This is a genomic window from Serratia surfactantfaciens, from assembly GCF_001642805.2.
Taxonomy (GTDB): domain Bacteria; phylum Pseudomonadota; class Gammaproteobacteria; order Enterobacterales; family Enterobacteriaceae; genus Serratia; species Serratia surfactantfaciens.
Map to the genome: position 1 here is coordinate 3,613,928 of NZ_CP016948.1, position 21,404 is coordinate 3,635,331.

Annotated in this window: 21 protein-coding genes; 4 read left to right on the top strand and 17 right to left on the bottom strand. The window is 62.5% G+C overall.

Translation table 11 applies throughout. From position 1 onward, the window contains the following. Window positions 1–31 precede the first annotated feature (31 nt). Window positions 32–1,120, bottom strand: a complete 1,089-nt coding sequence (locus ATE40_RS17005) for an ABC transporter substrate-binding protein (protein WP_025160204.1) — start codon at window positions 1,118–1,120, stop codon at window positions 32–34. A 166-nt stretch (window positions 1,121–1,286) separates the two neighbouring features. Further along, complete coding sequence (locus tag ATE40_RS17010) at window positions 1,287–2,204, bottom strand: DMT family transporter (RefSeq protein ID WP_063917990.1); 918 nt, start codon at window positions 2,202–2,204, stop codon at window positions 1,287–1,289. 293 nt (window positions 2,205–2,497) lie between these two features. Here ATE40_RS17010 and ATE40_RS17015 point away from each other — a divergent pair, with 293 nt between their 5' ends. The 3 genes from ATE40_RS17015 to brnQ all read left to right on the top strand — a co-directional run bounded on the left by ATE40_RS17015 (window position 2,498) and on the right by brnQ (window position 5,274). After that, window positions 2,498–2,830 (top strand): tRNA-binding protein, encoded by a 333-nt coding sequence (locus ATE40_RS17015; protein ID WP_019455604.1) that lies wholly within the window; start codon window positions 2,498–2,500, stop codon window positions 2,828–2,830. Between the two features lie 30 nt (window positions 2,831–2,860). Further along, the gene (locus ATE40_RS17020) at window positions 2,861–3,742 is read left to right on the top strand and encodes a 2OG-Fe dioxygenase family protein (protein ID WP_063917991.1); all 882 of its coding nucleotides are present in this window, start codon (window positions 2,861–2,863) and stop codon (window positions 3,740–3,742) included. A 209-nt stretch (window positions 3,743–3,951) separates the two neighbouring features. Next, a complete protein-coding gene (gene brnQ, locus ATE40_RS17025; RefSeq protein ID WP_019455602.1) occupies window positions 3,952–5,274 on the top strand; it encodes a branched-chain amino acid transport system II carrier protein in 1,323 nt (440 codons plus the stop codon). Between the two features lie 69 nt (window positions 5,275–5,343). On the opposite strand, the gene tkt is transcribed toward brnQ, so the two are convergent. Continuing rightward, window positions 5,344–7,338, bottom strand: coding sequence for a transketolase (tkt, locus tag ATE40_RS17030; protein ID WP_049274185.1), 1,995 nt, complete (start codon window positions 7,336–7,338; stop codon window positions 5,344–5,346). A 238-nt stretch (window positions 7,339–7,576) separates the two neighbouring features. Between tkt and loiP the strand changes: the two genes are divergently transcribed. Next, on the top strand, window positions 7,577–8,329 hold the full coding sequence (loiP, locus tag ATE40_RS17035) for a metalloprotease LoiP (protein ID WP_019456034.1): 753 nt from the start codon (window positions 7,577–7,579) through the stop codon (window positions 8,327–8,329). Window positions 8,330–8,370: 41 nt separating this feature from the next. On the opposite strand, the gene ATE40_RS17040 is transcribed toward loiP, so the two are convergent. The 14 genes from ATE40_RS17040 to ATE40_RS17105 form a co-directional block, all read right to left on the bottom strand. Continuing rightward, complete coding sequence (locus ATE40_RS17040) at window positions 8,371–10,011, bottom strand: thiamine pyrophosphate-binding protein (protein ID WP_063917992.1); 1,641 nt, start codon at window positions 10,009–10,011, stop codon at window positions 8,371–8,373. Between the two features lie 52 nt (window positions 10,012–10,063). Then, window positions 10,064–11,533, bottom strand: coding sequence for an aldehyde dehydrogenase (locus ATE40_RS17045; RefSeq protein ID WP_019456036.1), 1,470 nt, complete (start codon window positions 11,531–11,533; stop codon window positions 10,064–10,066). A gap of 16 nt (window positions 11,534–11,549) precedes the next feature. Further along, window positions 11,550–12,344: an aspartate dehydrogenase gene (locus ATE40_RS17050; protein ID WP_063917993.1), complete on the bottom strand. Its 795-nt coding sequence runs from the start codon at window positions 12,342–12,344 to the stop codon at window positions 11,550–11,552. 15 nt (window positions 12,345–12,359) lie between these two features. Continuing rightward, window positions 12,360–13,154 carry an SDR family oxidoreductase gene (locus tag ATE40_RS17055; protein ID WP_019456038.1) on the bottom strand — a complete coding sequence of 265 codons (795 nt, stop codon included), beginning with the start codon at window positions 13,152–13,154 and terminating at the stop codon, window positions 12,360–12,362. Continuing rightward, the gene (locus ATE40_RS17060; protein WP_063917994.1) at window positions 13,151–13,969 is read right to left on the bottom strand and encodes an alpha/beta fold hydrolase; all 819 of its coding nucleotides are present in this window, start codon (window positions 13,967–13,969) and stop codon (window positions 13,151–13,153) included. Before ATE40_RS17060 ends, ATE40_RS17055 begins: the two co-directional genes overlap by 4 nt. Then, window positions 13,969–14,493 (bottom strand): cupin domain-containing protein, encoded by a 525-nt coding sequence (locus ATE40_RS17065; RefSeq protein WP_019456040.1) that lies wholly within the window; start codon window positions 14,491–14,493, stop codon window positions 13,969–13,971. Before ATE40_RS17065 ends, ATE40_RS17060 begins: the two co-directional genes overlap by 1 nt. 32 nt (window positions 14,494–14,525) lie before the next feature. After that, the gene (locus ATE40_RS17070; RefSeq protein WP_016930045.1) at window positions 14,526–15,782 is read right to left on the bottom strand and encodes an MFS transporter; all 1,257 of its coding nucleotides are present in this window, start codon (window positions 15,780–15,782) and stop codon (window positions 14,526–14,528) included. 23 nt (window positions 15,783–15,805) lie between these two features. Further along, window positions 15,806–17,017, bottom strand: a complete 1,212-nt coding sequence (locus ATE40_RS17075; RefSeq protein ID WP_063917995.1) for an NAD(P)/FAD-dependent oxidoreductase — start codon at window positions 17,015–17,017, stop codon at window positions 15,806–15,808. Continuing rightward, window positions 17,014–17,955 (bottom strand): VOC family protein, encoded by a 942-nt coding sequence (locus ATE40_RS17080; RefSeq protein WP_063917996.1) that lies wholly within the window; start codon window positions 17,953–17,955, stop codon window positions 17,014–17,016. The genes ATE40_RS17075 and ATE40_RS17080 overlap by 4 nt, the downstream gene beginning before the upstream one ends. A 109-nt stretch (window positions 17,956–18,064) precedes the next feature. Then, window positions 18,065–18,859, bottom strand: coding sequence for an IclR family transcriptional regulator (locus tag ATE40_RS17085; RefSeq protein WP_004937625.1), 795 nt, complete (start codon window positions 18,857–18,859; stop codon window positions 18,065–18,067). Between the two features lie 37 nt (window positions 18,860–18,896). Continuing rightward, window positions 18,897–19,652 (bottom strand): SDR family oxidoreductase, encoded by a 756-nt coding sequence (locus tag ATE40_RS17090; RefSeq protein ID WP_063917997.1) that lies wholly within the window; start codon window positions 19,650–19,652, stop codon window positions 18,897–18,899. Continuing rightward, complete coding sequence (locus tag ATE40_RS17095; protein WP_025160349.1) at window positions 19,649–20,692, bottom strand: aromatic ring-hydroxylating oxygenase subunit alpha; 1,044 nt, start codon at window positions 20,690–20,692, stop codon at window positions 19,649–19,651. Before ATE40_RS17095 ends, ATE40_RS17090 begins: the two co-directional genes overlap by 4 nt. A gap of 20 nt (window positions 20,693–20,712) precedes the next feature. Continuing rightward, the gene (locus tag ATE40_RS17100; protein WP_019456046.1) at window positions 20,713–21,021 is read right to left on the bottom strand and encodes a recombinase-like helix-turn-helix domain-containing protein; all 309 of its coding nucleotides are present in this window, start codon (window positions 21,019–21,021) and stop codon (window positions 20,713–20,715) included. Window positions 21,022–21,023: 2 nt separating this feature from the next. Then, window positions 21,024–21,341 carry a non-heme iron oxygenase ferredoxin subunit gene (locus ATE40_RS17105; RefSeq protein ID WP_004937614.1) on the bottom strand — a complete coding sequence of 106 codons (318 nt, stop codon included), beginning with the start codon at window positions 21,339–21,341 and terminating at the stop codon, window positions 21,024–21,026. Window positions 21,342–21,404: the final 63 nt, after the last annotated feature.

The following is a 21,404-nucleotide window of genomic DNA, read 5'->3' on the forward strand; positions in this document are numbered from 1 at the left end:
GCGACAGGCGCGCGTCCGAATGCAGTCCCTGTTATTTCGCCGCCGCGGCGCGCCATTGTTTGATGTAGTCGAGACGCTTGGCCGGCTGCAGATATTCCAGCAGGCTGTCGTCGACCGGAATCGGCTTGAGCGCATTGCCCAGCAGCTTGGTCATGCCGTCGATGTCGTTCTTGCCTTCGATATCGTTGCGGATCGAGGGAATGTCAGCCTGGTTGGCGAGGATATTTTGCCCTTTCTCCGACAGCACGTAGTCGAACCACAGCTTGGCGGCGTTAGGGTTGCCGGCCTCTTTGCTGATGAAGCTCACGCGCGACAGCACCAGGGTGTAGTCTTTCGGATAGACGATGCCAAGCGACGGATCGCTCTTGGCGCGCGCCTCGGCGTACGAGCCAAGGATATTGAAACCGATCAGGTTTTCACCGGAAGAGACGCGCTCCATCATGGTGCCGGTGGAGGATTGCACCGCCAGCCCGCCCTTGGCCACGTCAGCCAGCGTTTTGAAGTAGTTGGGATCGGCCTTGAAGTCCTGCACCGACAGCATGAAGCCGACGCCGGATTTTTCGATGTCGTAAGTGGTGACTTTCTTCTTGAATTTGTCCGTCTGGCCGGCGATCAGCTTGGCCAGCGCCGCATGCGAATCCGGCACATCCCCTTGCGGGATCAGGCGTTTGTTATAGATAAACACCACCGGCTCATAGGTCGTGCCATACACTTTCTCTTGCCATACCGCCCATTTCGGCAGTTGAGCCTGCTCGGGGGAGGCGTATTCCTGCGCGTAATCGCCCGCCAGTTTCAAAATGGTGTCCATCGACGAGCTCCACACCACGTCGCCGCTGGTGCCGCCGGCCGCCTGCTCGCTGATAAAGCGGTTATATAGCTCGGTGCTGTTCATGTCGTTGTATTCGACCTTGATGCCCGGATACAACGCCTCAAACCCCTGGATCAATGGCGCTGCCGCCTTGGTGTCGGTGGTCGAGTAAATCACCACCTTGCCTTCTTTCTTCGCGCCGTCGACCAGCTTCTGATAGTCGGCGGGGTAACCCGCCGGGAAGGCCGCATAGGCGGAAACGGAACCCAGTAAGGTGATTGCAGCCACGGTAGCGCTGATTCTTTTCATCATCATCCATCCCCTGATAACATTTAACAAACCAAAAATTAACATATAGTTAATAAGCACGACGAGGCAACGGCGTTGCTTTGTTATCTTTCGGTTTTGTGAGGTTGGACGATTTTCAAACAATGAAAAAGCCCGACAGCGCGGGCTTTGCGGTACTGACTGTCGCAGACTATTCTGCCAGGCCAGAGCGCCGCAGCAGGCGAATTCGCTGTACGATGGCGACCCCCAGCAGCGTCAGGACGAAACCCGCCAACTGCACCAGCGACAGCGACTCGCCAAACAGCGCGTAAGCCTGCAGCGCCGCCGCCGGCGGTACCAGCAGCATCAGCGCGGTAATGCGAGTCAAATCGCCGTGGCGCACCATCCAGATGAACAGCGCGGTGCCGCCCAGCGACAAGACGCCGGCCGACCACAGCAGCGAGAACCACAGCGTTGGCGAATTATCCCAGGCACCGGAGCCCATCACGGCCGCCAATACGCCGGTCACGATCGCCGCGCCGAGATGCTGAATAGCGCCCGCCGCCCGCAGATCGGCCGCCGCCAGCGAAGACTTCTGCACCATGATGCCGATCGTCAGCGCAACGATGCTGCCAAAGCCCATCAGGATCGGCAGCAGCGCCATATTGCCGACGTCGATGCCGGTCAGCCGGGGGGAAAGCACCAGCGCAACGCCGATAAAACCGACGGCTAACCCGGCCCAGGAGCGCAATCCTATCGGTTTGCGCAGCACCAGCGCGAAAATCAGCGCGGTGAACAGCGGCTGCAAGCCGCCGATCAGCGACATCACACCAGCCGCCAGGCCGTTCGCCACCGCCCACCAGCTTGCGGCGAGGTAAACGCCGTTCATCAGCATGCCGGTCAGCAAGTGCATGACGAACTGGCGCCCCTTGGGCCAGGCGCAATGCAGCGCCAGCAGAGCGAATACCGCCGCGGCGATCAAAAAGCGAAAGGTCAGGAACAGGTTGGGATCGGCATGATCCGCCACCGCCCGCGCGGCGATAAATCCCGTCGACCAAATTAATATCAGGAAAAACGGCGCGATAAATGCCTGACGCCGATCGCGTTTTGCATTGTGGGTTATTTCCATGTCACTACCTGAACAAATGCGATTGATGAATTACTGCCAAGCATACTAACCAATTTAACACTGTCTTAACAGCGTTGGCGCAGCGCTCATACCAACGTACTCGCCCTAATCATCCGAAAATAAGGAGGTTTCAATTTTATATAATTTACAAAGCTTATAATTAACCCCATCAGGTTACATAAATGTAAATTAATTACTACATCCGACGAGGAATATCTCTCCATTAGCCACATTGCCGGGATAATTTCCCTTTGCTAGCCTTCCTGAAGCCACTCAATTAACCGGACTGTCCCATGGCCGAAATCACTGATTTTATGAAGCTGGATATGCGTATCGGCGAAATTATTTCCGTGGAATATAACGACAAGGCGTTAAAGCCCGCCTATAAACTGCGTATTGATTTCGGTGAGGAAATTGGCATTAAAAACAGCTCGGCGCAATTATGCGAGAACTATAAGGAAGATGAACTGCTCGGCAGAAAAGTCATCTCCGTCGTTAATTTCCCCGCCAGACGGGTTGCCGGATTTAAATCCGAAGTGTTGGTACTTGCCGCGGTCACCAGGGATCAAGGCACTGTCTTGCTGAAACCCGATTTCGATGTCGAAATCGGCAGCAAGATTTCATAACCGCCACATCATTCGTGAGGCAACCGAGAAATGCGACAGTTATCCCTGCTTGATGAAGTTAAGAAGGCCTACCAGGAACACCGCTCAGCCTTTATCCCCGGCGACACCATGCAAGAGATTCTGCTGGCGCTGGGCGCACGGCCGGAAGATTTCGCCAAGCTGCAGCAGGTCAGCGGCAATCTGGCGGACGACCCCACGCTGCCTTTCCGCAAGTCCAGAAACGGCCGCTTCTGTTTCGACTTCGATCGCGCCCAAATCGAACGGCTGGAGTTCCAGCCGTTCGTGCTTTCCGTCGAGGAAGACTTCATCCGCTACGATTCTGGCCAGGTCCGCCATTTTCGCGGCATCAACGACGATCTGCAGCTGAATACGGCCTTTCAGGCGCTGATGAAATTCAAAGCCTATGTGATCGACGGCGTAAGCGTGACGCCTCGCGCCCGGCTTAATCAGGATATCAACAAGTTCGTCTGCACCGTATTCAACCTGCGCACCGTCACCACGCCGCATATGCTGGGCGAACCGGCGCTGGAGGGCGTGCACAGCGACGGCGTCGACCACACCATGACAACTTTCCTCGGCTGCGACAACATGACCGCCGACAGCGCCAAGACTTTTATTCACGATATGCGCGAAACCAGCGGCATCAAATTCGATCAGGCCCGGCAAGAGTTGATTCTGGGAGAAATACAGCACCGGCATTTCCTCGACACCCTGCTGATCGTCGACCACGAGCGCAAACACAGCCTCTCGCCGGTGGAAGCGCAGGACAAACGTAAAGATTCGACCCGCGACATGCTGATCTTCTTCACCCGCAAACCGGTCGAAGACGGCCACGTTTCTTTCGCCTACGACTCTTTCAAACCGCATATCGAAATCCCGCTGTCGATAGACATGGTGGCGCGCGCAAGCTGACGCAACGCCCGCAGCGCCTTGCCGGCCGCCGTTATTCATCATGGGCGGCCGGTTCACGCCAGGATAAACGGCGCTGCATTAATCAGGTTTTTATCGCCGAATTATTATATCCTGCCGGACGAAAATTTTTGCGGGCGCTCGCTGCCCTACGCGCCTGTCCTCTGCAGCCAGGCCGTTTATTTCATGAATACAGGCAGTGCCATACCGTTATGACCAAGAAATTATCCTCGAAAGACATTATCGCCCTGGGCTTTATGACCTTCGCCCTGTTTGTCGGCGCCGGCAACATCATTTTCCCACCGCTGGTGGGACTGCAGTCCGGTGAGCATCTGTGGTCGGCCGCCCTCGGCTTTATGGTGACCGCCGTCGCTCTGCCGGTGATCGCCGTGATCGCGCTGGCGCGCGTCGGCGGCAGCATCAGCCTGCTGACCGGCCCAATCGGCCGCCGCGCCGGCCTGCTGCTGGCGACCGTCTGCTACCTGGCGCTTGGCCCGCTGTTCGCTACGCCACGAACCGCCAATGTCTCTTTCGCTCTCGGCATCGCGCCTTTCACCGGCGACGGCGCCCTGCCGCAGTTCATCTATAGCCTGCTGTTCTTTACCCTGGCGATGATCGTCTCGCTGTATCCCGGTCGCCTGCTCGATAACGTCGGTCATATTCTGGCACCGCTGAAAATTCTGGCGCTGGCTGCGCTCGGCATCGCCGCCCTGATCTGGCCCGCCGGCGCGCCGCTCTCCGCCGTCGGCAGCTATCAGGCATCGGCATTTTCCACCGGCTTCGTACAGGGTTATCAAACCATGGATACGCTGTCGGCGTTGATGTTCGGCTCCATTATCGTCACCGCCGCCCGTTCACGCGGCGTCAGCGACAGCGGCCTGCTGCTGCGTTATACCCTGTGGGCCAGCCTGATCGCCGGTGTCGGCCTGACGCTGGTCTATATCTGCATGTTCAAGCTCGGCGCCGGCAGCGGCAGCCTGGTCGGGAGCGGCGCTCAGGATGGCGCAGCGATCCTGCACGCCTATGTGCAGCACACCTTCGGCGATCTGGGCAGCGTCTTTATGGCGGTGCTGATGTTCATCGCTTGCCTGGTGACGGCGGTCGGCATGACCTGCGCCTGCGCGGACTTCTTCTCCCGCTACCTGCCGCTTTCTTATCGCACGCTGGTGGTCCTGCTCGCCCTCTTCGCCATGCTGGTTTCCAACATGGGGCTGACCAATCTGATCCGCGTCTCGCTGCCGGTGTTGACGGCGATCTACCCGCCCTGCATCGCGCTGGTGTTGCTCAGCTTCAGCCAGAACCGCTGGCGCAGCGCCAAACGCGTCTTCGTGCCGGTGATCGCCACCAGCCTGGCGTTCGGCCTGGCCGACGGTCTGAATTCCTCCAGCTTCAGCGGCCTGCTGCCCGCCTGGTTCGACACGCTGCCGCTGGCCGAACAGGGCCTGGTCTGGCTGCAGCCGACGCTGTTGGTGCTGTTGCTGGCGGCGGCTTATGACCGGTTGCGCAGCGCCGAAAGCGCCAACGCCGCGTCGTAAGCGCAGGTTTCGTCCATAAAAAAAGCCGGTCATGATGACCGGCTTTTTTATCGGCTGACGCCAGGCGGCTTACTTCAGCAGCGCCTGCGCCTTGGCCACCACGTTGTCCACGGTGAAGCCAAACTCGGCGAACAGCTGCTCCGCCGGCGCCGACTCACCGAAGGTGGTCATGCCCACGATGGCGCCGTTCAGCCCCACGTACTTGTACCAGTAGTCCGCGATACCCGCTTCCACCGCCACGCGCGCCGTTACCGCCGCCGGCAGCACCGACTCGCGGTACGCCGCATCCTGCTTGTCGAACGCATCGGTCGACGGCATCGACACCACGCGCACCTTGCGGCCCGCCGCGGTCAGCTTGTCCGCCGCTTCCACCGTGATGCCCACTTCGGAGCCGGTGGCGATCAGGATGACGTCCGGCGTGCCCGCGCAGTCTTTCAGCACGTAGCCGCCGCGGTACACGTTCGCCAGCTGCTCTGCGGTGCGCGGCTGCTGGGTCAGGTTCTGGCGCGAGAACACCAGCGTGGTCGGGCCGTCGTTGCGCTCGATGCCGTACTGCCACGCCACCGCCGATTCCACCTGGTCGCACGGGCGCCAGGTGCTCATGTTCGGGGTCACGCGCAGGCTCGCCAGCTGCTCCACCGGCTGGTGGGTCGGGCCGTCTTCGCCCAGACCGATGGAGTCGTGGGTGTAGACGAACACGTTGCGCAGCTTCATCAGCGCCGCCATGCGCACCGCGTTGCGGGCGTATTCCACGAACATCAGGAAGGTCGCCGAGTACGGCAGGAAGCCGCCGTGCAGCGCGATGCCGTTGGTGATGGCGGTCATGCCGAACTCGCGCACGCCGTAATGAATGTAGTTGCCCGCCGGGTCAACGTTCAGCGCTTTCGAGCCGGACCACATGGTCAGGTTGCTCGGCGCCAGGTCGGCGGAGCCGCCCAGGAACTCCGGCAGCACCTTGCCGAACGCTTCCAGCGCGTTCTGCGACGCCTTGCGGCTGGCGATGTTGGCCGGGTTGGCCTGCAGTTTTTCCACGAACGCTTTGGCGTCGGCTTTCCAGTCGGCCGGCAGCTCGCCGTTCATGCGGCGCTTGAACTCGGCAGCCTGCTCCGGGAAGGCCTTGGCGTAGGCGGCGAACTTGTCGTTCCAGGCCGCTTCCTTGGCCTGACCGGCTTCCTTGGCGTCCCACTGGGCGTAGATGTCCTGCGGGATTTCAAAGGCGGCGTATTTCCAGCCCAGCGCTTCGCGGGTGGCGGCCACTTCGGCTGCGCCCAGCGCGGCGCCGTGCACGTCATGGGTACCGGCCTTGTTCGGCGAACCGAAGCCGATAACGGTCTTGCACATCAGCAGCGACGGCTTGTCGGTCACCTTGCGGGCTTCTTCAATCGCCGCCTTGATGGCGTCCGGGTTGTGGCCGTCGACGTTGCGCACCACGTGCCAGCCGTAGGCTTCGAAACGCAGGGCGGTGTCGTCGGTGAACCAGCCGTCGACGTGGCCGTCGATGGAGATGCCGTTGTCATCGTAGAAAGCGGTCAGCTTGCCGAGCTTGAGGGTGCCGGCCAGGGAGCAGACTTCGTGCGAGATACCTTCCATCATGCAGCCGTCGCCCATGAAGGCGTAGGTGTGGTGGTCGACGATGTCGTGGCCAGGGCGGTTGAACTGCGCCGCCAGGGTGCGTTCGGCGATGGCGAAGCCGACGGCGTTGGCGATGCCCTGGCCCAGCGGGCCGGTGGTGGTCTCAACGCCCGGGGTGTAGCCGTACTCCGGGTGGCCCGGGGTTTTGGAATGCAGCTGACGGAAGTTCTCCAGCTCGCGCATCGGCAGGTCGTAGCCGGTGAGGTGCAGGAGGCTGTAAATCAACATGGAGCCGTGGCCGTTGGAGAGCACGAAACGGTCGCGGTCAGCCCAGTGCGGGTTAGTCGGGTTGTGGTTGAGGTAGTCACGCCACAGGACTTCGGCGATGTCCGCCATGCCCATAGGGGCACCCGGGTGGCCGGAATTTGCTTTTTGTACGGCGTCCATGCTGAGTGCGCGGATGGCGTTGGCAAGCTCTTTACGAGAGGACATGTTTTACTCCAGGTCGGATAAAAAAAGCAGTCAAGTTCCCTATTTTCTCAGACTCCACATCACAACGGCAATCCCTAATGCCAAATGAGAGCGAGTTCACCACTTATTAGCACGATTGGACGCTTTTTCGGAATAACACTATTCTCGCCCCGGCTGGCGTACACTAGGCTCTTGCGACAAGATTTCCTCCAAGCAAAATGACTTTTTTACCTTGTTACCTTCACAGGAAGATGGCGTTATGAAGATCCGTACCTCTTTGATTGCGTTGGGCATTGCCACCTTGGCAACCGGCTGTCAAAACCTGAACACCGAAACCTTGATGCAGTCCGGCGCGCAGGCGTTCCAGGCGGCGACCCTGAGCAACAACGACGTTAAGGCCCTGAGTGATAAATCCTGCGCCGAGATGGACAGCAAGGCACAAATCGCGCCAGCCGACAGCACCTACGCCAAGCGCCTCAACAAAATCGCCGCGGCGCTGGGCGACAACATCAACGGCACCCCGGCCAACTACAAGGTCTACGTGACCAAAGACGTCAACGCCTGGGCGATGGCCAACGGCTGCATCCGCGTTTACAGCGGCCTGATGGACATGATGAACGACAACGAAGTGGAAGGCGTGCTGGGCCACGAAATGGGCCACGTGGCGCTGGGCCACACCCGCAAGGCGATGCAGGTGGCTTACGGCACCGTGGCGCTGCGCACCGCGGCGTCCTCCGCCGGCGGCGTCATCGGTTCACTGTCGCAGTCGCAGCTGGCAGACATCGGCGAGAAGCTGGTCAGCGCCCAGTTCTCGCAGAAGCAGGAAAGCGAAGCGGATGATTACTCGTTCGATCTGCTGAAAAAACGCGGCATCGATCCGAACGGTCTGGCCACCAGCTTCGAGAAGCTGGCCCAGATGGAAGCCGGCCGCCAGAGCAGCCTGTTCGACGATCACCCTTCTTCCCAAGCGCGCGCGCAGCACATTCGCGATCGCATCGCCGCAGAGAAATAACCGCAAGAACGCCCGGCGATTGCCGGGCGTTTTTTTCCGTCTCAATACAGCGTTTTCTGCGGCGGCCCGGCGAAGGTCAGCGGCCCGACCTGCTTCATGTCCACCTCTACCACCGACGGCCCCGGGTAGTTGATCGCCTCGGCCAGCACGCCGTTGAACTGTGCCGCTGCGTCCACCTTCCAGGCTTTCAGCCCCATCGCTTCGGCGATCTGGGTGAAGGCCGGCGTGTGCAGCTCGTTGTAATACTGGCGCCCGGCGAAGTACTTGTCCTGAATGCCGCGCATCACGCCATAGCCGCCGTCGTTCATGATCAGCAGGGTGATATTCACCTGTTCCTGCGCCATGGTCGCCAGCTCGCCCAGGCCCAGCGCCAGACCGCCGTCGCCCACCAGCCCCACCACCTTGCGCTGCGGGTTGGCAATCGCGGTGCCGATGGCCATCGGCAGCCCCATGCCGATGGCGCCCGCCAGCGAGTGAATGTTACACAGCGGCGAGATCGCGCGGAACAAACGGCTGCCCCAGACGCTGCCGGAAACGGTGATATCGCGCACCAGCAATCCATCCTGCGGCAGCGCGGCGTCGATGGCGTCATTGAGTTTGGCGTATTCACCGGACTGCTGACGCAGCGCGTTCTCCGCCTGCCGCACCGCTCCGGCGATCTCGGCATCCCACTCGGCGTTGACCTTCTCGCCGGGGGCCAGCCGCGCCGCCAGCGCCGTCAGCAACGCGACGCAGTCACCGTTGACCTGCTCATCGGCCAGGTAATTGCGGTTGGCCGCCGCCGGATCAATGTCGATCTGCACCAGCGGGCGCGGCAGCGGCAGCGTCCAGGTGCGGGTTTCATTACTGCGCAGGCGCGAACCGGCCACCAGCGTCAGATCGCACTGCGTCAGGATCGCTTCGATGCTCGGTGAGTTATGGAACGCCCGTAGGCTACGTGGATGGCTGTCCGGCAGAATGCCGCGCCCGTGGGTGCTGGAGATTACCGCCACGCCGGCGTCCGCCAGCTTGCGCACCGCGTCGCCGCAGGCCAAGGCGCCGCCGCCTAACCACAGCAGCGGACGCTTGGCCTGTTTCAACCGCTGATGCAGCCGCTCCACCGCCGCATCATCCGCCTTCGGCAATGGCGCCGGCGCCAACGGTTCGCTCAGCACCGAACGGGAAACCAGGCTGCTTTGAATATCGATCGGGATCTCGACCGCCACCGGGCCGCAGGGCACGGTTTGCGCATCCAGGATCGCCCGCTGGATCACCGCCACCGCCTGCTCAGGCGAATTGACCCGATAAGCGCGCTTGGAGCAGGCGCGCAGGAAGCCGAGCTGATCGCGGGTTTCATGAATAAAGCCGGCGTCGGCGTCCAGATAGGCTTTCTCTACCTGGCCGGTGATATGCAACAGCGGCGTGTTGGCGTTGAACGCCTCAATCATCGCCCCCACCGCGTTGCCGGCGCCGGCGCCGGTGCTGGTCAACGCCACGCCCAGACCGGAGAAGCGCCCGTGCGCGTCGGCCATGGTGACCGCACCGGCTTCGCCGCGCGCCGGCACGAAACGGATCTTATCGCGCTGCCCCACCGCATCGGCGATCGGCAGATTATGAATCGAAATGATGCCGTACATCGCCGACACCGCGTACTGTTCCAGAGTCCGGGCTATCGCCTCGCCAACCGTGATTTTATCGCTCATCATCTGCCTTCTTAGGGTATTCGTTATTAGGATTATGCGTAGAGGTGTCGGCCTAGTCGCTCCAGCGGTTCACCTGATGGCTCAGCGCCAGATACAGGCTTTTCTGCTGCATGTAGGCCTTGATGCCGTTCAGGCCTTTTTCGCGGCCCAGCCCGCTTTCCTTGAAACCGCCGAACGGCGTGGAAATCGAGAACGTTTTGTAGGTGTTGACCCAGACGGTGCCGGTTTCCAGCCGTTCCGCCAACGCCATCGCCCGCGGGAAATCACGGCTCCAGATGCCGGCCGCCAGGCCGTACACCGAGTCATTGGCCTGTTCAATCAGCCGTTGTTCGTCGTCGAACGGCAGCGCCACCAGCACCGGCCCGAAGATCTCCTCCTGGCAGACGCGAGCGTCGTTGTTCAATCCTTCGATGATGGTCGGCAGGTAATAACTGCCGTTCGCCAACTGCGGATCGGCCGGCGCTTCGCCGCCGATGAGCACCCGGCCGCCCTCCTGCCGCGCCAGCGCCACGTAGTCCGCCACGCTTTGCCGATGTTTGGCGCTGATCAGCGGACCAAGATGCACACCCGGCACCAGCGGGTTGCCGATGCGCAACCCCGCCGTCAGTTCGGTCAAGCGCGCCAGCAACGGCTGATACAGCGAACGATGCACGAACAGCCGCGAACCGGCGATGCACGCCTGGCCGGCGGAGCTGAAAATGCCGTAACAGATGCCGCGCGCCGCCTGTTCCAGATCGGCGTCCTCCAGCACGATGGTCGGCGATTTACCGCCCAGCTCCAGCGACGTGGGGATCAGCTTGTCGGCGGCGATGTGCGCCAAATGGCGCCCGGTGCCGGTACCGCCGGTAAAGGCGATCTTTTTCACCAGCGGATGACGCGCCAACGCCTCGCCGATCACCGAACCTTTGCCCGGCAATACGCTGAGCAACCCGGCCGGCAGACCCGCCTGTTCGAACAGCTCAGCCAGCTTCAGCGCCATCAGGGGCGTGGCTTCGGCCGGTTTGAGCACCACCGCGTTGCCCGCCGCCAGCGCCGGCGCCACCTTCTGCATTTCGCTGGCGATCGGCGAATTCCACGGCGTAATGGCGGCGATCACCCCCATCGGCTGATACTGGCTGAGCGTCATCACCTCGGCGCTACGCGGAGTCGGCAACTCGCCTTCCAACACTTCGCAGGCGGCGGCGAAGTAGCGCGCGGTCGCCGCCGCGCTGGCCACCAGGCCGCGGGTTTCCGCCAGCGGCTTGCCGTTGTCGCGGGTCTGCAGCTCGGCCAACTGCTCCTGCTGCGCCAGGATCAGGTTGCTGACGCGGTAGAGGATCGAGGCGCGCTGATGCGGCACCAACCCGCGCCACTCCGGCGCGCGCCAGGCGCGTTCCGCCGCCTCCACCGCCTCGTTCACGTCCTCGACGTTAGCGGCGCGCAGACGCGCGTTGACGCTGCCGTCGGCCGGGAATACCGAAGTCATCTCTTCGCCACGCCCTTCACGCCAGCGCCCGGCGACAAAAATATTCAATCGTTCCATGCTTCGCTCCTGCCCTTCAGGCAATAAAACCGCCGTCCACCAGACGGCGGCAGGCTTGTACCGCGCTCAGCGCCGCCAGGGTTGATGTTTTGGGATTGCTCGCCAGCGGGGTGCCGCTCAGCTCGATGTGGAACTCGCCAAAATCGCCGCACACCTGCAGACGATGGGTATTGCGCCGGGTGGCGGGATCGACCTGCAGACGCACCCGGGTGGCATCCATCCCCAGGCCGTTGAGCGCAATAGTGGCCGCCACGTTGGCGTTGGCCGGGAACAAACGCGCCGCTTCGCGCGCCGATCCTTCAAAAAATACCTGCGCCTCGCTCACCGCATCGAGGTCGATCAACTGCTCCGCCTTGCTGCCGCGCCAGCTGGCCGGACTTTTGCTGGCCTGGTAGGTCACGCTCTCCAGCCCGCCTTCGCGCGCCGACGCCAACCCGTCCATTCCCGCCACCGCACCGGACAGCACGATCAGCCGCCCTTGATGGCTGCGGCAGGCCTGCTGCAGCCGCTGTTGCAATGCGGCGTCCGCCAGCGCGCCGGTCGAGATCACCGCCAGCGGCCAACCGCGTTGCAGCACCGCTTCGCCGAACTCCGCCACCGCCTGCTGGCTGGCGCACTCCAGCACCAGATCCGGCCGCTGCGAACACTGCTCGGGATGGGTCAGCGCCTGCACCTGCCCGCCGAAGGCCTCGGCGATCGCCGCATGATGAGCTGCGCGCGCCAGGATCCAGCCGACCTCCACGCCTTCCGGCAAACGGGCGATCACTTCCTTCGCCATCGCACCGTAGCCAATCATCATGATCTTCTTCATCTTTTTCGGCCCCTGCTACACATGGCGGTTAAAGCCGCCGGAAACGTCCAGCGCCGCGCCGGTGGTAAAGGAAGCCAGCGGCGAAGCGAGGAACAGCAGCGCCTGCGCCGGCTCCTGCGGTTTGCCGAGGCGCTTCATCGGGATGCCGCGTCGTTCGGCGATCGCCGCCGTCCACTGCTCCCAGCTTTGATCTTTATCGCTGCGCTCTTCGAAACGGCGGCGCCATTGGCCCGACTCCACCATCCCCAACAGGATCGAGTTAACGCGAATGCCTTTGTCCACCAGCTCTTTCGACAGCGTCAGCGTCATGTTGAGCAGCGCGGCGCGTGCCGCCGAGGTGGCGATCATGTGTTCTTCCGGCTGCAGCGCCAGCAGCGAGTTCACGCAAGTGATCGACGCGATCGCCGAACGCTCCAGCGCCGGTAAAAACGCCTGCACCGGGTTAATCACGCCGAACAGCTTCAGCTCGGCTTCATGCAGCCAGGCTTCGCGCGGCGTCTGGTCAAAATGCGCGACGAAGCCCTGGCCGGCGTTGTTGATCAGCAGATCCACGCCGCCGAAATGCGCCGTCACCTGGGCGGCGAACTGCGCCACCTGCTGCGCGTCCAACACGTCACAGCGCAGCGCCAGGATCTCCGCCTGCGGGAAGTCCGCGCGCAGGCTGGCCTCCGCGCCAGCCAGTTTGTCCGGATCGCGGCCGCAGAACGCCACCTTCGCCCCTTCGGCCAGCAGCAGCTTCAGGGTTTCGAAACCGATGCCCGACGAACCGCCGGTCACCACCGCCACTCGATTCTCAAGCTGAAAATTCATCGTTGGATTGCTCCCGTAAAGTCCCGCAGATAGCGGTTGAAACACCCCGGTGCATCGAGGTAGCTGGCGTGGCCGGCGGCGGCGATCAGGCGCAGCGTCGCGTCCTGATCGCGCGCCAGCTCGCCCGCGTTCTCCGGCGGCGTAATGCGATCCTGTTCGCCGCACCACACTTCCAGCGGGCCGCGATAGCACGCCAGATAACGGCCGATATCGTCGTTGGCCAGCATCCAGGCGGCGCGCAGAAAACCGTCGGGATCGAGCTGCTGCATGCCGTTGCGCACCCAGGCGATGTCCTGCGGATCCGCCCCTTCGCGCAGCAACGCCGCCGCCCGCTGCTCGCCGTAGCCGACCGGCCCCAGCGTCTCTATCATTTGTTGGCGCTGGCCGTATACCTGCCGGCGTTTTTCCTCCGGCGCCGTGGCGTACCCCTGCGCCGGATCCGCCAACACCAGCCCGCACAGCCCATCCGGATAGCCGGCGGCGTAGGCGCTGCCGATCAGCGCCCCCAGCGAATGGCCGACGATCAGCGGCTGCACCAGCTGCAGCTCATCAATCAGCGCCGCCAACGCCGCCGCATAACCGGCGGCATCGGCCTGCGGATCCGCCAACGGCAGGCTGCCGCCGTAGCCCGGCGCGTCCCACGCCACCAGACGGTGACTGCCCGTCAGGCCGCTCTCGTTGAACTGCTTGATCCACGAGGCGGATCCGGAGCTGATGCCGTGCAGCAACACTACCGGCCGCCCCTGCCCAGCCTCGCGCCAGCTCAGGGTGTACGCCCCGCAGCGCGCCCGTTGGCGTTGCGCCAGGCCGTTCATCAGTTGCGCTTCACTTTGGACAGCGGGTGATCCGCCGGATAGGTCGGGATCTCCGGCTTGGCGGTGCCGAGCATCACGCACATCAGCGCCTCTTCCTCGCCGTGATTGAACAGGCCGCGATACACCCCCGCCGGCACCGAGATCAGATCGCGCTCTTTCAGCTTGGTCTCGTAATACTCTTCGCCATCCTGGATCATCAGCGTGATGCTGCCTTTCAGCATGAAGAATACTTCCTCCACGTCGTCATGCAGGTGCAGCGGGCCCTCGCACTTCGACGGCAGCACCATGGTGGAAAAGGTGAAGTTGCCCGCCGGAATGGTATTGGCGTCGCTGGCCACGCCGGTGGCACCGGTGCCGATGTAGCGCATCTGCGCACGACGGTATTTCGGATCGAAGTCGGCCTGGAATTTCAGCGCATTCCAGTCGTATTTCCGGCCTTCGAAACGGGCGATGCGCGACTCCACCCAGTTCTCTATCGACAGATCCTGCGGCTTGACGCCGGCTTTGTTCTCAACCTGAGACATGTTGTCACTCCTCTGTTGAATCGATTGGTTAATCAGTACTTTCTCAGCAACGGCAGCAGAATGAGGCAGCCGACGAACGCCATCACCACCAGGAACAGCAGGCCGTTATCCATATTGCCGGTGGCGGCGATCAACGCCCCCATCAGCACCGGCGCCAGCGCGCCGGCAAAATTGCCCAATCCGTTGAAGATGCCGCCGGCGGTGGCGCTGACCTTGCTGCTGGTCGCCTTTGCCAACAGTGCGAAAATATTCGGCGCGCCGGCGCCCCACATAAAGGTGCTGAAGGCCATGGCGGCGATCACGCTGTAAGTGCCCTGCAGATGCAGCACCACTGCCAGGCCGAGACCGGCGCCGCACAGCGACAGGAAGCAGGCCAGCGCGCGGCGATCCAGCTTGTCCGACAGCCAGGCGCCCAGCACTTCGCCGAGCAGCATGGCGATGAACGGCAGCGAAGAGAGGTAACCGGCATGCTCCAGATGAATGCCTTTGCCCTTGATCAGGTAGCTCGGCAGCCAGCCGTTCATGCCCCACAGGTAGGTCAGGAAGGCGATGTTGAACAGGCAAATCATCCAGAAGTGCGGACTGCGCAACAGCTCGCGGCGGTGCTGTTTGCGCTCGGAAACCGCCGGTTTGGCCGCCGCCGCCGGACGCGATACGTTCAGGTGGCGCATGCCGAACAGCACCAGCAGCATCACCGGCAGCGTCAGAAACGCCATAAAGAAGAAGGTCGCCTGCCAGTCGAAGGTATTGAGGATGTACAGGGTAACCGGGAAGCCGAGCGCGGCCCCCAGCGGCGTGCCGAGCAGCCACAGCATGGTGGCGCGCGCCTGCAGCTGCGGCGGGAAGGCCTGGCGAATAATGGCGTAAGCCATCGGCAACAGCGGCCCTTCGGCGATGCCGAGCAGGATGCGCAGCGTCATCATGGCGTGATAGGAACGCACCAGCCCCATCAACACCATCAGCACGCCCCACACCACCATCATGCCAATCAATACTTTAACCGGGTTAAGCCGATCGCCAATGCCGCTGAGTAGCATCGAAGAAATGCCGTACGAGAACAGAAACGCGCTCATCAGCAACCCCAGCCGCGCCGGGTCAAAACCGATGCCCAACGCCTGCTGAAACTCGGCGTCGGAAAACAGCGCAGCGATGCTGATCTTGTCGAAAAACGCCAGCAGCACGCAGGCAAACAGCGCGATCGGCACCGACCAGCGCACCCGCTGCTGCGGATTTTCGGCAACGGTTTCCCCCGCCCGTCCAGCGCGGGCGTCAATGTCTTGAGTAGTCATAAAACGCTCCCGAGGTTCGGGCGTTATTTCAACGCCATCAAAGAAAACTCCGCATCCGCCAGCTGCTGCGGATCCAGCACCCGGCCGCTCGCCAGCCAACGCTTGCCGAGCTTGATGGTGCGCGCATCATTGAACGCCACCATCTGCACCAGCTGCCGATCGGCGTTCAACGTGAAGAACACCTGCGACTGCGGCGTGCGGCGCACCACATGGTGCACGCCGCCGCTCGGCACGCCGAGGATCTGGATATTGGCGTCGTATTGATCCGACCACAGCCAGGCCACGTCGTCATACGGGGCGGCGAAGGCATCGAGCATCGCGCAGGCGGTGCTGATGGCCTGATTTTGCGCGTAGGCCCAGGACTGCAGGCACAGGCCGAGCGTCGGGTGGCGCGCCACGTCGCCGGCGGCGAAGATCGCCGGATGGCTGGTGCGCCCCTGACCGTCGACCACGATGCCGGACTCGATCGCCAACCCGGCGCTGCGCGCCAGTTCGAGATTCAGCTCGACGCCGATCCCCACCACTACCAGATCGAACGCCTGCGGATCGCTGAGTTCGCTGCCGATCCAGGCCGCGCCGTCACGATCTTCCAGCGAGATTTCGCCGCAGCCGCACAACAGCTTGACGCCCTGCTGGCGATGCAGCTCGAGCAACGCCTGTGAGACGTCGGCGCCGACGCTACGCATGCACAGCGCGGGTTGGCGTTCAAACACCGTCACCTCGGCGCCGAGACGGCGCGCAGAAGCGGCGATCTCCAGCCCGATCCAACCGCCGCCGACGATCGCCAGGCGACGGCAGCCCTGCAGCCCCTGCCGCAACCGGGCCGCATCGTCCCAGGAACGCAACGTCATGACGCGCGGGTGCTGCGCCCAGGCGGCGCCCGGCAAACGCGGCCGCCCGCCGGTGGCGATCAGCAACTGCTCGAACTGCAGCCGTTGCCCGTCGCTGAGCGTGACGATTTGATGCTCTGCGTCGATGGATTCGGCGCGTAGCGGGCGGCGCCAGTCGATATTCAGCTCTGCCACCGCCTGTTCGCTGAACAGCCGGCTGAGGGGAGCGGCGGCATCCAGCAGCGCCGCTTTCGACAGCGGCGGCCGCTCGTAAAAATCGTAGGGTTCGTCGCTGACAATCGTCAGCCGGCCGCTGTACCCCCGGTCGCGCAGCGTCTTGGCCGCCCAGCCGCCGGCCTGGCCGCCGCCGACGATGACGATGCCCGCGTGTTCCGGCTGGTTCATAACGCCTCCGCCTTTTTATGCTGGCGGCGCGTGTCGTGATCGATGCCGCCTTCTACCGCCCATTCGGTGAAGGAGACCAGCGAATGCTCTAGCTCACGCGGCTGCCAGTTTTCCGTCAGATAATCGTCGTTGGTGTAGTACTCGAACGCGCCGCCGGTCGGGCTGTTGACGTACCAGAAATAGGCCGAGGAAATCGGGTGACGGCCGGGGCCGATAAAGGTGCTCCACCGCTCTTTGTTCATGGCGATGCCGCCGCCGATCACCTCATGGATATCGCGCACGGTGAACGCCACATGGTTCAGGCCGCGTGGACGATTAGGCAGCTTCAGCAGGAACAGGTTATGGTGGCCGCCGCGCGCCTGGGTACGCAGGAAAACGGCGCGATCGATGTAGCGATCCGATACCTGGAAATCCAACAGCTCGCGGTAGAAACGCTCGGTCGCCGCCAGATCCTCAACGAAGAACACCACGTGGCCGATGTTGATCGGCTGCGCTTGCGAATAGACCGGGCTGGGTTGATCGATGCGGCGCACGTCGCCCCATTGGTTGATCGGCGTGACCGGCACCTCGACCGCCTGCTGGCGGCTGACGACGAAGCGCAGCGTCATGCCGTTAGGATCGAGGCATTCCAGCGCTTCTCCCACCTGACGGAAGCCGGGCATCAGCGCCAAACGCGGCTGCAGGCGCGCCAGATCGGCGGGCGAGGCCACGCCCCAGGTCATGCGGCGCAGGGTGGAACCGCCTTCAAACGCCGCAGGCAGCACCGCGCTTTGCATCGGATGCAGGACGACCCGCGCCCCGCTCAGGGTAGTGAATTCGCGCTGCGGTTCGCCCTCTTGTTGTGCGGCGGGTTGCAGGCCGAAGTCTCGCATGAATTTTTCGCAGGTTGGCAGATCTTCGACGCCAAATTCCAGTTTTTCGATTCCGATTACGCTCATTGTTCAGCCTCACGTTCTCGCTGCATACGTTTTTCAGGCATGATCGAACCCCGGCCCCTGTTTGCTATGGGCCTTATCCCTGCCTGAGTAAAAGAGTCGGTTCTGTCGGTTAGCCGACGTTGGCCTGCGGCGGCGCGCCCAGGAAGCCGGAAATTTTCTCCGCCGCGTCGCGCACTTCCATGCGCAGCCGCTCGCGATCCGCTTTCGGGATCTCATCGGACGGCACCATGATGCTGACCACCGCCTCGACCCGCTGCTCGCGGTTGAAGATCGGGTAGACGATCGAGGAGATGCCGTGGCGGAAGAACGATTCGCCGATCACATAGCCGCGCGCTTTGTCTTGCTGCACCATTTGCCACAGCGTTTCGCGATCCGCCGGGGTGCCCGGCGCATTGCCCGGCAGCTGGGCATCCGGGTAAAGCTGTTCGAACTCGCTGCGGGTGGCGCTGGTCAACAGCATGCGCCCGAGCGAGGTTTGGTGTACCGGCAAGCGGGTGCCGACGCTGACCTGATTGATCTGTGAACCGGCGGCACTGACGCGGGCAATATAGATCACGTCGCGTCCGTCGCGGATCGCCAGATGGCTGCTGCACTGGCTGCGATCGCGCAGCTGCTCGATCACCGGCTGGCCGGCCTGCGCCACGTCCAGCGACGCGATGTATTCAAAGCCGAGGCGCAGCACCTTGATGCCCAGCGCAAAAGTGTTGGTGCGCGGATTGCGCTCCAAAAAGCCCAGATGCTCGAGCGTTTGCACTACGCGGTAGGCGGTGGCCTTCGGCATATCGACCAGACGGTGCAGCTCGGCGAAGGTCATTTCCTTATGCTGCTCGCCAAACGCCAGCAGCAACTGCAACCCGCGATCCAGTCCCGGGATCAGATATTTACATGCTTGCTCGTCCGCCATGTTTCGCTCCTGCGCTGTGCGCCTGCCCAGTGGGCCGTCAGTTGAATACAAAGCCGCCGTTGACCGGCAACAGTTGGCCGGTGACGAAATCCGCCAGCGACGACAGCAGATAAAGCACCGTTCCATTTACATCGTTCGGATGCTGCGCGCCGGCCAGCGCACGCCCCTGCTCATACAGCTGATGACGTTCGGCAGGCACATACTCGGTGGCTTCCACCCGCGTCAGGCCCGGCGCGATGGCGTTAACGCAGATACCCTGCGGGCCAAGCTCGCGCGCCATCGATCGGGTCATCGCGATCACCGCACCTTTGCTGGCGACATAGGCCATCAGGCGCGGCGCGCCCCACAGCGCGGTGTCCGACGCCACGTTGACGATCTTGGCGTGCGGGCTGCGCGCCAGCAGCGGCACCGCCGCCTGGCTCACCAGCCAGGTGCCGCGCACGTTCACCTGCATCACCCGATCCCATAGATCGATATCGTATTCCATCATGGTTTTACCGCCGACGCCGGTCGCCAGCGCCGCGTTGTTCACCAGCCCGTCGATCCCGCCGCCGCCGGCGATCTTATCGAACGCCGAGCGGATCGAATCCGGAGACGCCAGATCGATGGTTTGCGTTTCCACCTGAGCGCCCTGCTCACGCAGCGCGGCGCCGCTCGCCGCCAGCTCATCCGCCAGAATGTCGCACATCACCACCTGCGCGCCGGCGGCGGCAATGGCGGAGGCGAAGCTATAGCCTAGGCCACGCGCCGCGCCGGTGACCACGATGCGTTTACCGTTCAGCAGTCCGTTCACTGCGCCGCCTCTCGCTCGCGCAGCGTCGCCAGCTGTTTCTGCGCTTCTTTCTGCATCAGGCGGCGCAGGCGAGAAAGGCCGACGTCGTGCTGGTACAAATATTCGCGGCCGCGGGCGTTAGGCGCCATGTTTTCAAGCACGATGCGATCCTGCTCGAGCACGTCCCAATGCAATGATTCCAGGCGATTGCGGTACATGAAGCGCCACATGTCGCGCTGCCAGTCTTTGACCTTACGGATGCGCCAGAAGAACACCCGGCAGTGATCCTTGTCTTCCGGCACCACCATGCCGATGATCCAAAAGTGGCCGCCCGGCCCGAAGCGCTTCTTATACGGGATCGACAGGCGCATCCAATACGCGCCGCTGTTGCCAAACTCCACCCAGTCGAAGTTGACGCCGATCTGGCCATTCTTCTTGAAGATAAACCCGCTGTCGGTCGGCTCCAGCCCCATGTCCGCCTTGCGGTCCCCTTCCGCCATCGAGTGCGAGGAAGAGTGCAGGTAGGTGCCGTGCATCGGATCCATCACGTTTTCCAGGGCGTATTGGTAGTTGCAGTTCCAGCTGGCGGTGCACAAGAAGTGGCTGTACGACGCTTCGTCCGCCAGCTCTTGCGGGAAAGTCAGCTCCGCCGGCGCTTCATCCGCCGTCACGCCGAAATAGAGGAACACGGCGCCATAGGCTTCTTTGGCCGGGTAAGAGCGCAAGCATTTTTGGCCCACCAGCGGGCAACGATCCACCGCCGGCACGTCTTTTACCGTCCCGTCGCCGCCGACTTCCACCCCGTGGTACCAGCAGGCGATGCGATCGCCGAGATTCCACCCCATGGAAAGCCGCGCGCCGCGGTGCGGGCAGCGGTCTTCCAACGCGTGGATCTGACCTTCACCGTCGCGCCACACCACGATTTGCTGCTCCAGACGGGTGATGCCGACCGGGTTGTTGCCCACTTCCCAACTGGCCAGCACCGGATACCACATGCCGCGCAATCCCTGGTCAAGATAGTCCTGCAAGCTCTGTTCGGAGGATGTTGTGTTTGCTGTCATTGTCTTCTCCCGGGTGTCGCTCAGAAACCGTTAACGTGAAGGAATTCGCGGAATGTCGCCTCATTCCACGGCTGGCCGCTGCGATCGAACAGACGGCGCTGATTCAACGCGCTGACGATCTGCTCCAGCTCCTCCGCTCCCTGATCGAAGATCGTTTCCAGCGCCGCCACCAGCGCGGTTTCGAAACCGTCCGGCACGCGGGCGCGGTTTTGCCAAACCACGTTGCGGAACTGGCCCGGCTGATGAATTTGACCGTTGCCGCCTTCGCGGGCCGGCGTCACCTGTTGGGTGTCCGGCAGCCAGGGATTGAAATCGGTGATGTGCTGCATGATTACTCCTCCGCGATAAAGGTGATCTGGATTTGGTTGTCGACCACCCGGGTGGGATAGGTTTGCAGATCGCGGCCGCCCGGCTCGCGCAGACATTGGCCGGTGCGCACGTCAAACAGCGCTTCGTGCAACGGACACTCAACCTTGCCGTCATCTACAAACCCTTGGCTGAGCAAGGCATAAGCATGCGGGCAGACGTCTTCCAGCGCGTAGTAGTTACCGTCGAGCAGGTAAACCCCGATCTCTTTTCCTTCCACTTTGCCGGAGAAAGGAAAATCTTCTTTCACCTGAGACACTTCGCACACATTCTTCCAGCTCATTGCTTTTGTCCTCTATCTGATTGTTTCATATATGAAACTCAGTTTCTTATTTAATACAGTCAC

Coding starts and splice junctions, on each gene's coding strand:
- ATE40_RS17045 (WP_019456036.1), bottom strand. CDS start 11,533: ATGGAACGATTGAATATTTTTGTCGCCGGGCGCTGGCGTGAAGGGCGT.
- ATE40_RS17095 (WP_025160349.1), bottom strand. CDS start 20,692: ATGACAGCAAACACAACATCCTCCGAACAGAGCTTGCAGGACTATCTT.
- ATE40_RS17085 (WP_004937625.1), bottom strand. CDS start 18,859: ATGGCGGACGAGCAAGCATGTAAATATCTGATCCCGGGACTGGATCGC.
- ATE40_RS17065 (WP_019456040.1), bottom strand. CDS start 14,493: ATGTCTCAGGTTGAGAACAAAGCCGGCGTCAAGCCGCAGGATCTGTCG.
- tkt (WP_049274185.1), bottom strand. CDS start 7,338: ATGTCCTCTCGTAAAGAGCTTGCCAACGCCATCCGCGCACTCAGCATG.
- ATE40_RS17015 (WP_019455604.1), top strand. CDS start 2,498: ATGGCCGAAATCACTGATTTTATGAAGCTGGATATGCGTATCGGCGAA.
- ATE40_RS17020 (WP_063917991.1), top strand. CDS start 2,861: ATGCGACAGTTATCCCTGCTTGATGAAGTTAAGAAGGCCTACCAGGAA.
- ATE40_RS17060 (WP_063917994.1), bottom strand. CDS start 13,969: ATGAACGGCCTGGCGCAACGCCAACGGGCGCGCTGCGGGGCGTACACC.
- ATE40_RS17040 (WP_063917992.1), bottom strand. CDS start 10,011: ATGAGCGATAAAATCACGGTTGGCGAGGCGATAGCCCGGACTCTGGAA.
- ATE40_RS17105 (WP_004937614.1), bottom strand. CDS start 21,341: ATGAGCTGGAAGAATGTGTGCGAAGTGTCTCAGGTGAAAGAAGATTTT.
- ATE40_RS17010 (WP_063917990.1), bottom strand. CDS start 2,204: ATGGAAATAACCCACAATGCAAAACGCGATCGGCGTCAGGCATTTATC.
- ATE40_RS17070 (WP_016930045.1), bottom strand. CDS start 15,782: ATGACTACTCAAGACATTGACGCCCGCGCTGGACGGGCGGGGGAAACC.
- ATE40_RS17100 (WP_019456046.1), bottom strand. CDS start 21,021: ATGCAGCACATCACCGATTTCAATCCCTGGCTGCCGGACACCCAACAG.
- ATE40_RS17005 (WP_025160204.1), bottom strand. CDS start 1,120: ATGATGAAAAGAATCAGCGCTACCGTGGCTGCAATCACCTTACTGGGT.
- ATE40_RS17055 (WP_019456038.1), bottom strand. CDS start 13,154: ATGAATTTTCAGCTTGAGAATCGAGTGGCGGTGGTGACCGGCGGTTCG.
- brnQ (WP_019455602.1), top strand. CDS start 3,952: ATGACCAAGAAATTATCCTCGAAAGACATTATCGCCCTGGGCTTTATG.
- ATE40_RS17075 (WP_063917995.1), bottom strand. CDS start 17,017: ATGAACCAGCCGGAACACGCGGGCATCGTCATCGTCGGCGGCGGCCAG.
- loiP (WP_019456034.1), top strand. CDS start 7,577: ATGAAGATCCGTACCTCTTTGATTGCGTTGGGCATTGCCACCTTGGCA.
- ATE40_RS17080 (WP_063917996.1), bottom strand. CDS start 17,955: ATGAGCGTAATCGGAATCGAAAAACTGGAATTTGGCGTCGAAGATCTG.
- ATE40_RS17050 (WP_063917993.1), bottom strand. CDS start 12,344: ATGAAGAAGATCATGATGATTGGCTACGGTGCGATGGCGAAGGAAGTG.